Source organism: Nocardia sp. NPDC057353, from assembly GCF_042667085.1.
Taxonomy (GTDB): domain Bacteria; phylum Actinomycetota; class Actinomycetes; order Mycobacteriales; family Mycobacteriaceae; genus Nocardia.
Genome location: NZ_JBHVAK010000113.1, coordinates 1 through 9,675, shown reverse-complemented (window position 1 = coordinate 9,675; position 9,675 = coordinate 1). Strand labels below are relative to the sequence as shown.

Sequence of the window (9,675 nt, the reverse complement as noted above, 5' to 3'; positions counted from 1 at the left end):
CGCGAGGCTTGCGCCTTCGGCACTTGCGCCTCGAGCGCTCGGACGCGAACCGGCCGCGAACCGGGGCTCGTGAGGCTCGCCCCCTGGTGGGGGGCATCGGGGGTGGCGGGTCAGGCGGCGGAGGTTACTCGGTAGACGTCGTAGACGCCCTCGACGTTGCGGACGACGTTGAGGAGGTGGCCGAGGTGTTTGGGGTCGCCCATCTCGAAGGTGAACTTGCTGATGGCGACGCGGTCGCCGTGCGTGGTGACGGAGGCCGAGAGGATGTTGACCTTCTCGTCGGCGAGCACCTTGGTGACGTCGGAGAGCAGGCGGGTGCGGTCGAGCGCCTCGATCTGGATGGCCACCAGGAAGACCGAGGAGGGGGACGGGGCCCACTCGACGGCGATGATGCGTTCCTGCTGCGCCTGCAGGGAATCGGCGTTGGTGCAGTCGGTGCGGTGCACGCTGACCGAGCCGCCCCTGGTCACGAAGCCCATGATCTCGTCGCCGGGCACCGGCGTGCAGCACTTGGCGAGCTTGGCCACGGTGTTCGTGGCACCGGGGATGAGCACGCCCGCGTCACCGGTGACCCGCTGCCTGGCGGGGGTGGTGGACGGGGTGGAGCGCTCGGCGAGCTCGTTCTCCACATCGCCGATCCCGCCGAGCTGGGCCATCAGCCGCTGCACCACGTGCTGGGCGGAGACCTGGTGCTCGCCGACCGCGGCGTACAGCGCGGAGACGTCGTCGTAGTGCAGCTCCTTGGCCAGCGCGGTCATGGCGTCCACGCTCATCAGCCGCTGCAGCGGCAACCCGGAGCGCTTCACCTCCTTGGAGATCTGCTCCTTGCCGGTCTCCAGCGCCTCCTCGCGCCGCTCCTTGGCGAACCACTGCCTGATCTTGGCCTTGGCCCGCGGCGAGACCACGAAGTTCTGCCAGTCCCGGCTCGGCCCCGCGTTCTGCGCCTTCGAGGTGAAGATCTCGACGACCTCGCCGTTCTCCAGCTGCCGCTCCAGCGCGACCAGCCTGCCGTTCACCCTGGCGCCGATGCACTTGTGCCCGACCTCGGTGTGCACCGCGTACGCGAAGTCGACCGGGGTCGACTTCTGCGGCAGCGTGATCACATCGCCCTTCGGCGTGAAGACGAAGATCTCCGGCGACTTCAGGTCGAAGCGCAGCGACTCCAGGAACTCGGCCGGGTCCGCGGCCTCGCGCTGCCAGTCCAGCAGCTGGCGCATCCAGGACATCTCGTCGACCTCGGTGGAGTCGACGGTGTGCTTGCCCTTGGTCTCCTTGTACCGCCAGTGCGCGGCGATGCCGAACTCGGCGGTGCGGTGCATCTCGTGCGTGCGGATCTGCACCTCGAGCGGCTTGCCGTCCGGGCCGACCACGGTGGTGTGCAGCGACTGGTAGACGCCGTAGCGCGGCTGCGCGATGTAGTCCTTGAACCGGCCCGCCATCGGCTGCCACAGCGAGTGCACCACGCCGACCGCCGCGTAGCAGTCGCGGATCTCCTCGCACAGGATCCGGATCCCGACCAGGTCGTGGATGTCGTCGAAGTCCTTACCCTTGACGATCATCTTCTGGTAGATCGACCAGTAGTGCTTGGGCCTGCCCTCGACCACCGCGTTGATCCGGGAATCGCTCAGGTTGTTCACGATCAGCGCGCGCACCCGGGCCAGGTAGGTGTCGCGGGAGGGGGCGCGGTCGGCGACCAGGCGGACGATCTCGTCGTACTTCTTCGGGTGCAGGATGGCGAAGGCGAGGTCCTCCAGCTCCCACTTGACCGTGGCCATGCCGAGCCGGTGCGCCAGCGGGGCGATCACCTCGAGCGTCTCGCGGGCCTTCTTGGCCTGCTTCTCCGGGGGCAGGAAGCGCATGGTGCGCATGTTGTGCAGCCGGTCGGCGACCTTGATCACCAGCACCCGCGGGTCGCGGGCCATGGCGATGATCATCTTGCGGATGGTCTCGGCCTCGGCGGCCGAGCCGAGGTTCACCTTGTCCAGCTTGGTGACGCCGTCCACCAGGTGCGCGACCTCGCGGCCGAAGTCGGCGGTCAGCTGCTCCACCGAGTAGCCGGTGTCCTCCACCGTGTCGTGCAGCAGCGCGGCGACCAGGGTGATGGTGTCCATGCCGAGCTCGGCCAGGATGTTCGCCACCGCGAGCGGGTGCGTGATGTACGGGTCGCCGGACTTGCGGAACTGGTGCTTGTGCCGCTCGTCGGCCACGTCGAAGGCGCGCTGCAGCAGGGCGAGGTCGCCCTTGGGGTACAGCTCGCGGTGCACCGTCGCCAGCGGCTCCAGCACCGGCTTGACCGCGGCGATGCCGCGCTGGCCGGTCATCCGGCGGGCCAGCCGGGCGCGGACCCGGCGCGAGGCGGAGGTCGGGACCGCGGCGGAGCCGGCACGCGGAGGAACGGGAGCGGCGGCCTCGGTGGTCGGGGCGGGCTGCTCGGGCTCGGGGCGGGGTTCGTCCGCCGCGTTCCCGGCGTTCACCTCGTCCAGATGCTGAGTCATGCCACCGCCTCTCTGATCACCCCGGTGCCCCGAGGAACTACCCACTTTAGTCCCGGTCAGGCGTTATCGTCCCGGCCGTGTGCAAAGGCTGCGAGGGCTGATCGTCGTCGAAAGCCCACACGGCGGCCGGGCGGCCGGTAGCCCTCACTCTGCGCCGCTCTTCGGTTCGATTCAACCCGGGGACGCCTGCGAGGGTGCGGTTCAAGTTGGCGGGGTCGGGGCGGGTGCCGTGGACGGAGGTGGCGAGTTCGACGGCGCGGGTGGCGGGGAACTGGGGGCCGAGGAGGGCACGGGTGAAGGCGGGGTCCTTCCAGAGCAGGCCGGTGAGCAGGGTGCGGGCGGTGCCGACGATGGCGTTGTGGTCGAAGGCGAGCGGCGGGACGCTGTCGAAGGAGACCCACTGCGCGGTGCTGTCGTGCGGGCTCAGCACCGCCCACATGGCGATGGAGAGCGTGGGGCCGCGCGGGTCGCGGCTCGGCTCGTCGAAGGTGACCAGCTGGCCGATGGCGGCGATCGCGGGCTCGGGGGCGCCGAGCTTGGTGACCAGGGCGCGGTGCGCGGCGGCGACCAGGCGCTCCCCGCGCCCGAGTAGGACGCCGGGCAGCGCGAGGTCGCCCGCGAAGGGCGCGTGCCCGCGCGGCGCGACCCCGAGCCGGATGCCCGCGTCCTCCCCCCAGAAGCGCAGCGTCACCACATCAACCGAAACGACGGACTGCATGACGCTATTTTCGCGCGGGCGGAATCAGGCCGCGCGAGCGGCAGGGGCGGGGCGGCGATCGGACCGGTCGGGGCCGTTACCGGTGAGCAACACGGGGGTACCCAGTTCGCGCTCCAGGTAGGCGGGGATGTCGGCGGGGAGATCGGTCGATCGCGGTGTGGCGGAGCGCAGGAGCGCGGTCAGCGACTCCTGGTGCGCCAGGTCCTGCCACGTGCCGACCGGGAGGCGGCGCAGCACGCCGCCGGGGGTGCGGTAGGCCGTGGCCGCGCGGAGCGGGCGGGGGACGTCGAGGTGGTTGACGACCAGCCCGTCGACCCCGCCGCACACCTCCAGCGCGTAACGCAGCAGCACCAGGTCGAGGTGCCCGCGGCGGAACGCGCCCTGGTAGGGGCCGGTGCCGTTGTGCGGCTCCGGCAGGTCGAGCGCCGGGTCCTCGGTGGGGAACGGGCCGTCCCCGTGCCTGGTCTGGTAGGTCCTGGTCACGCCGAGCACGGTGCCGGTGGCGCCGATCCCGGCCAGCAGCGCGCGGGCATTGCGCGGCTCCACCGTCGACCAGGTGGTGTGCGGGTGGAACCCGCGCCACTCGTCCAGCAGCACCCCCTGCGCACCCTCGAAGACCAGCGGCCCGCGTCGGGCCAGCCGGGTGAGCTCGCCGCCCCCGACGATCCGGACGGCGGCGGCGAACTCGGCGTACATGTCGACCAGGGCGTCCACCGGCTCGTAGCCGAACCCGCTCCCCGCGAGCAGCGGCGCGTAGTGCGCGGCCAGCGCGGTGAGCAGCCCCCGCAGCCGGTCGGGGTGCGCGCAGTCGGCGACCGTCGGCGCCGCGTGCTCGAGCGCGTAGGCGGCGGTCTCGCCGATCCCGCGCCCGCACGAGCCGTGCCTGCCCGCGCCGCGGGCCCGCTCCCGCGCCCGGTTCGCGGCGATGTGGATCGGGGTGGTGAGCAGCGCCCGGCCGTCGACGGCGAGCAGCCCGAGCGGGTCGGGCACGCCGAGCGCCGCGAGCGCATCGGCCTCGGCGGCCAGCGCGATCGGCTCGACCAGCACGTGCCGGGTGAGCAGCGTCGGCACCCCGGCGAGGGTGCCGGAGCCGAACTGCGCGAAGGTGTGCGTGCGGCCGCCCGCCACGACGGTGTGCGCGGCCTGTGCGCCGCCGTTGAAGCGGACGACGGCGGCGGGGTCGAGCCCCGCCGCCGGGGAGCACAGCCAGTCGACCGTCGCTCCCTTGCCCGCGTCCCCGAACCCGAGGTCGACCACGATCACGTGGCCGCCGGGCAGCGCACCCGCCGCGCCGGGGCGAGCGCGGGCGCCCCGGTTCACGCGGTCCGCTTCCCCGGCAGCGCCTTGCGCTCCCCCAGCGTGCGGGCCACCGCGTCGGCCCCGGTGGCGCCGACGTCGCGCAGGTCGGCCAGGCCGGTGGCGAGGTCGACCCGGTCCTCGCCGAGCCCGACGGTCAGCGCGATGAGTTCGCAGACCGCCGCCGGGTCGTCCAGCTTCAGGAAGTTCTGCCCGAGCAGCCCGCGCCAGTGCGCCGCGATCTCCGGGTCGTGGAAGTAGTGCGACTGGTCCGGCAGGATGAAGTACACGTGCCAGCGCTCGGCCAGCTCCCGGTAGATCGACTCCACCGAGACGTCCTGCCGCACGCTGTCGCCGATCACGGCGCGGATGTGCCTGCTCGCCAGCCGCGGCTTGTTCAGCTCGTCGCCGATCAGAAACAGGTAGCCGCGCTTCCCCCGCTTCTCCCAGGCGTCGGTGGTGACGTGGGTGGCCATGAAGTAGGCGGCGAGCTCGTAGCTCTCCGACTTCTGCCCGCCGCCACCGCCCTCGAGCAGGATCGAGCGCAGCTGCTCGTCCATCCGGTTGTCCGACTCGAATTGCCCCACCTGCAGCGGCACCCGATCGCTGTCGGCATCGCCGATGGCGCCGAAGAGCAGCTGCGGGTCGTCGGCGTAGCCGCGGCTGCGCAGCAGGCCGTGCAGCAGTCCCAGCTTGTTCTGCATGATCCGCGGCACCCGGCCCATCGAGCCGGTGACGTCGAAGAGCACCGCGATCGGCAGCGCGGCGCCGTGCTCGTCGGAGTCGCGGCACTCGCGGGCCGCCACCCCGAAGGGCTCCAGGCTCGGATGTGCCCGCCAGCTGTCGTGGGGCTGCCGCCGCACCTCGGCGGTGTAGCCGAAGTCGTCCTCGCCGCGCCGGGCGCGGAAGGTGGCCGCCGCCCGGTAGGCGCTGTCGTCCCAGTGTCCGTATCCCATGTCCGTCTCCTCCCGTGAAGTAGTTTTAGTGTAGGTGACCAAAATGAGCGCGGCAAGGGGCCGCCGACGATTCGGCGACCCCTCGGGTCAGGAGAGCGGCAGGTCCTCGACCTCGTCCCCGGTGCAGCGCAGCATCCGGGTGAGCCCGAGCTCGGCGAGGAAGCGCTGGTCGTGGCTGACCACGACCAGCGCGCCCCGGTAGCCGCTCAGCGCCTGGGTCAGGTGCCCGAGGCTGGGCAGATCCAGGTTGTTGGTCGGCTCGTCGAGCAGCAGCAACCGGGGCGCGGGGTCGGCGAGCAGCACGGTGGCGAGCGCGGCGCGCAGCCGCTCGCCGCCGGAGAGCGTGCCCGCCGCCGCGTCGGCGGCGGTACCCCGGAAGAGGAAGCGGGCCAGCTGCGCCCGCACCTGCTGCCCGGTGGCGTGCGGCGCGGCCGCCGCCACGTTCTCGAACACCGAGCGCGCGTCGTCGAGGACGTCGAGCCGCTGCGGCAGCAGCCGCCACGGCACCCTCGGCCCCGCCTCGGCGATCCGGCGCAGCAGCGTGGTCTTGCCGACCCCGTTGCGCCCGGTCACCGCGATCCGCTCCGGCCCGTGCACCCGCAGGTCGACCCGGACCCCGCCGGGCAGCTCCGCCCCGGCCAGCTCGAGCACCTCCTGCCCGGGGTGCAGCCGGGTGTCCGGCAGGTCGATCCGGATCTCGCGGTCGTCGCGCACCGCCTCCTCGGCGCTGCGCAGCTGATCGCGCGCGGTGTCCAGCCGCTCCAGGTGGGTGCTGCGGAGCTTGCCCGCGGACACCTGCTGCCTGCGCTTCTTCTCGTTGGCGATGATCTTCGGCGCGCGCTTGGTCTCGGACAGCATGCGGCCGTAGCGCACCCGGCGATCCAGCTTGATCCTGGTCTCGGCGAGCTCGCGGCTCTGCCGCTGCAGGTCGCCGCGGGCATCGCGGACCGCGGCGCGCGCCGCCTCCTGCTCGGCGGCGACGATCCGCTCGTACGCGCCGAAGCCGCCGCCGAAGAGCCGCAGCCCGCCCTGGTACAGCTCGGCGGTGCCGTCCATGCTGTCGAGCAGCTCCCGGTCGTGGCTGACCACCAGCGCGATGCCGGTGAACTGGGCGAGCACGTCGGCGAGGCGCCGCCTGGCGACGCCGTCCAGGTTGTTGGTCGGCTCGTCGAGCAGCAGCACCGCGGGTTCGGCGAGCAGCTCGGCGACCAGCCCGAGCAGCACCGTCTCGCCGCCGGAGAGGGTGCCGAGCGTGCGGTCCAGCGCGGCCGGGCCGTCGGCGATGTGCCCGAGGCCGAGCCTGCCGAGCAGCGCCACCGCGCGCTCCTCGACGTCCCAGCCCGCGCCGACGGTGTCGAAGTCGGCGGGGGTGCCGCCGCCCGCCTCGATCCGGTGCAGCGCGGCGCGCACGGCGTCGATGCCGAGCACCTGGTCGACCCGGCGCCCGGTGCCGAGGACGAGGTCCTGGCGCAGGTAGCCGAGCGGGCCCGGCACGGTGAGCGAGCCCCGGCGCGGGGTGAGCTCACCCGCGATCAGCCGCAGCAGCGTGGACTTCCCGGCGCCGTTGGCGCCGACCACCCCGGTGCGGCCGGGGGTGAGGGTGGTGGTGAGCCCGTCGAAGACGGGGGTGCCGTCCGGCCAGGAGAAGGCGACATCCGACAGGGACAGCGAAGACGAAGGACTGGGCACGGTTGCTCCCGAGGTGACTGCGACGGAACGCGGCGCGCGAGACACGGGCCGCCCGGGCGAGACCTCAGATCAGCAACGGCCGCTCCGTTCGTCGGGAACAAGACGATTCAGGGTAACCCCGACGCCACCGCCGGGGTCAACTCCTTTTTCAGACGGTGACGATGGCGGTGACCGGGTACTCGCCCTGCCTGGCCCGCCCGGCCAGGAAGCCGATCTCCAGTACCACCGCGGCCGCGACCACCTCGGCGCCCGCCGCGGCGAAGAGCTCGGCCGCGGCGGCCAGCGTGCCGCCGGTGGCGAGCACGTCGTCGAGCAGCAGCACCCGCCTGCCGCGCAGCTCGACGCCGTCGGCCGGGATCTCCAGCGCGGCGGTGCCGTACTCCAGGGTGTACTCGCGGGAGACCACCGGCGGCGGCAGCTTGCCGCCCTTGCGCACGGCGAGCACCCCGGTGCCGAGGCAGGCCGCCACGCCCGCGCCGAGCAGGAAGCCGCGCGCGTCCACCCCCGCGATCAGGTCGGCGTCCGGGGCGCAGGCCGCGAGGCCGTCGAGCACCGCGCGGAAGCCGGCCGCGTCCGCGAAGACCGGGGTGAGGTCGGCGAACCGCACGCCGGGCGTGGGGAAGTCGTCGTGCCAGCGGGTGAGCCGGTGCACCGCGTCGGCGGCGGCCGCGTTCGCACTCATCGGGGTCCCTTCGGGGTCGGTCACCGGGTCAGCCGCCAGCGGTCCATGTTCCAGCCGGTGCCCGCCTGGGTCGGCCCGGCGACGCCGTTCTGCAGCCCGGTGCCGAAGGCGATGAGCCGGGGCGTGGCGAAGAGCGGGATGCTCGGCAGCTCGGACCAGAGCAGGTTCTCCGCCTCGGTCAGCAGCCCGAGCTGGGCGGCGGAGGCGTCGTCGGCGGCCAGCTGGTCGGTGATGGCGTCGAACCGGCCGTTGCCGAACCGCCCGACGTTGGAGCCGTTCCCGGTGCGCAGCGCGGACACAGCGGCGACCTCGGTGGTCGACCCGGCCGGGCCGACGGCGGCGGCGGTGCCCGCCAGCACGGCGTCCACCGCGCCCTCGGCCAGCCGGGTGGGTTGGAAGTCGGGGGCGCCCGCGTCGACCACGGTGATCCCGGCGGCGCGGCAGGAGTCGGCGATCGCCCTGACGGTCGCCGCGCGGCGGTCGTCGGGGGTTCGGTAGCCGATCCGCACGGTCAGGTTCGCCCCGCCGGGCGCGGCCGGGTTCACCGCCGCGTACTGCTGCGCGGCGCCGGTGGCGGCCCCGTAGAACAGCGAATCCTGCTGGATGATGTGGGCGTTCAGCATGCCGGAGCCGAGCCCGCGCTCCGGCCGCTCCGGCACCGAGCCCAGCGTGTCGAAGAGCGCCTGGCGCGGCACGCAGGCGGCCAGCGCCCGGCGCGGCTGCACGCCCGCGAAGACCCCGCCGGTGGCGAGCACGAGCTGCTCGGCGCCGCGGCCGGGCACGGTGCTGGCGGAGAAGCCGTCGAGCGAGAGCTCGGGCACCGAGCCCGCGCCGATGTCGATCACCCCGACCGCGTTCGCGCCGATCTTCTCGGCGAGGTCGGTTCCCTTGGGCCAGAGCACGATGCGGCCGGTCTCCGGCTTCGCCCCCCACCAGCGCTCGTTGGCCACCAGCACCAGCCCCTCGCTCTCGCTGTAGGAGCCGATGCGGTAGGGGCCCGCCGAGGGGAAGCGGCTCGCGTCCAGCGCGCCGGGGGTCATGGTCCAGCCGGTGTTCCAGAAGTCGGCGAGCTTGCCCAGCGCCACCAGCTCGCCGCTGCGGACCGCGCCGATCAGGTTGGTCACCCCGGTGGCCTGGGTGGCCACGTGCGCGGGCATGAGCTCGCCCGCGGCGAAGAGCGTGCGCCACGGCACGTAGCGGCGGCCGGGGCGGAACACCACGGTGGCGTCCTTGGACCCGGGTTCGCAGTCGATCCGCTCGATCTCCTCGTACCCCGCGGTGCTCGCGCTGTCGAACAGCGGCGCCCCGTCCCTGGTGAACCGGCCGCTGCGCGCCGCCCAGGTGAAGACCAGGTCGTCGCAGGAGGTGGCGATGCCGTCGGAGTAGACGCCGTCCGGGCTGAGCCGGTACTGGATGGTCTGCGCCTCCCCCGGCACCTCCTTGGCGGTGCCGACGTCGGTGTCGGCCACCTGCTGGCCGTCCGGGCCGGTGTAGAAGAACCCGGTGAGCACCCGGCCGAAGAGCGCGGGCGAGCCGCTGGCCCAGCCGATCGTGGTGCCGCCGTTGTAGGTGGCGATCACCGCGTCGGTGGCGTAGCCGATGGAGGGCACCTGGCTCTCGCTCGAGCACCCGGCGGCGAGCCCGACCGCGAGGGTCGCGGCGCTGAGCGCGGCGACCACCCGCCGCGCTCGGATCCCGGGCCGGTGCCCGCGGCGTGATGGTCGCAACGTCGAAACCCCTTCGCTCCCGAACGATGTCACCGGGGCACCACCGGCCCCGCCACTGCTACCGGCGGTTGCGCTTGCCCGTGGGGCGCGCGCCCGCCCGCGGGCTCTGGCC

At 73.4% G+C, this 9,675-nt stretch carries 7 protein-coding genes; all 7 read right to left on the bottom strand.

Annotated features, from left to right (window positions below):
* Positions 1-110: 110 nt before the first annotated feature.
* Positions 111-2,495, bottom strand: coding sequence for a RelA/SpoT family protein (locus ACFUUZ_RS31145; RefSeq protein ID WP_378702537.1), 2,385 nt, complete (start codon positions 2,493-2,495; stop codon positions 111-113).
* Between the two features lie 46 nt (positions 2,496-2,541).
* A complete protein-coding gene (locus ACFUUZ_RS31140; protein WP_378702535.1) occupies positions 2,542-3,213 on the bottom strand; it encodes an NUDIX hydrolase in 672 nt (223 codons plus the stop codon).
* 24 nt (positions 3,214-3,237) lie between these two features.
* Positions 3,238-4,533 (bottom strand): adenylosuccinate synthetase, encoded by a 1,296-nt coding sequence (locus ACFUUZ_RS31135; protein WP_378702533.1) that lies wholly within the window; start codon positions 4,531-4,533, stop codon positions 3,238-3,240.
* The gene (locus ACFUUZ_RS31130) at positions 4,530-5,465 is read right to left on the bottom strand and encodes a hypothetical protein (RefSeq protein ID WP_378702531.1); all 936 of its coding nucleotides are present in this window, start codon (positions 5,463-5,465) and stop codon (positions 4,530-4,532) included. The genes ACFUUZ_RS31135 and ACFUUZ_RS31130 overlap by 4 nt, the downstream gene beginning before the upstream one ends.
* Before the next feature lie 87 nt (positions 5,466-5,552).
* Positions 5,553-7,154 carry an ATP-binding cassette domain-containing protein gene (locus tag ACFUUZ_RS31125; RefSeq protein WP_378702529.1) on the bottom strand — a complete coding sequence of 534 codons (1,602 nt, stop codon included), beginning with the start codon at positions 7,152-7,154 and terminating at the stop codon, positions 5,553-5,555.
* Between the two features lie 148 nt (positions 7,155-7,302).
* On the bottom strand, positions 7,303-7,836 hold the full coding sequence (locus ACFUUZ_RS31120) for an adenine phosphoribosyltransferase (RefSeq protein WP_378702527.1): 534 nt from the start codon (positions 7,834-7,836) through the stop codon (positions 7,303-7,305).
* Between the two features lie 20 nt (positions 7,837-7,856).
* Positions 7,857-9,563, bottom strand: a complete 1,707-nt coding sequence (locus ACFUUZ_RS31115) for an ABC transporter substrate-binding protein (RefSeq protein WP_378702525.1) — start codon at positions 9,561-9,563, stop codon at positions 7,857-7,859.
* Positions 9,564-9,675 lie beyond the last annotated feature (112 nt).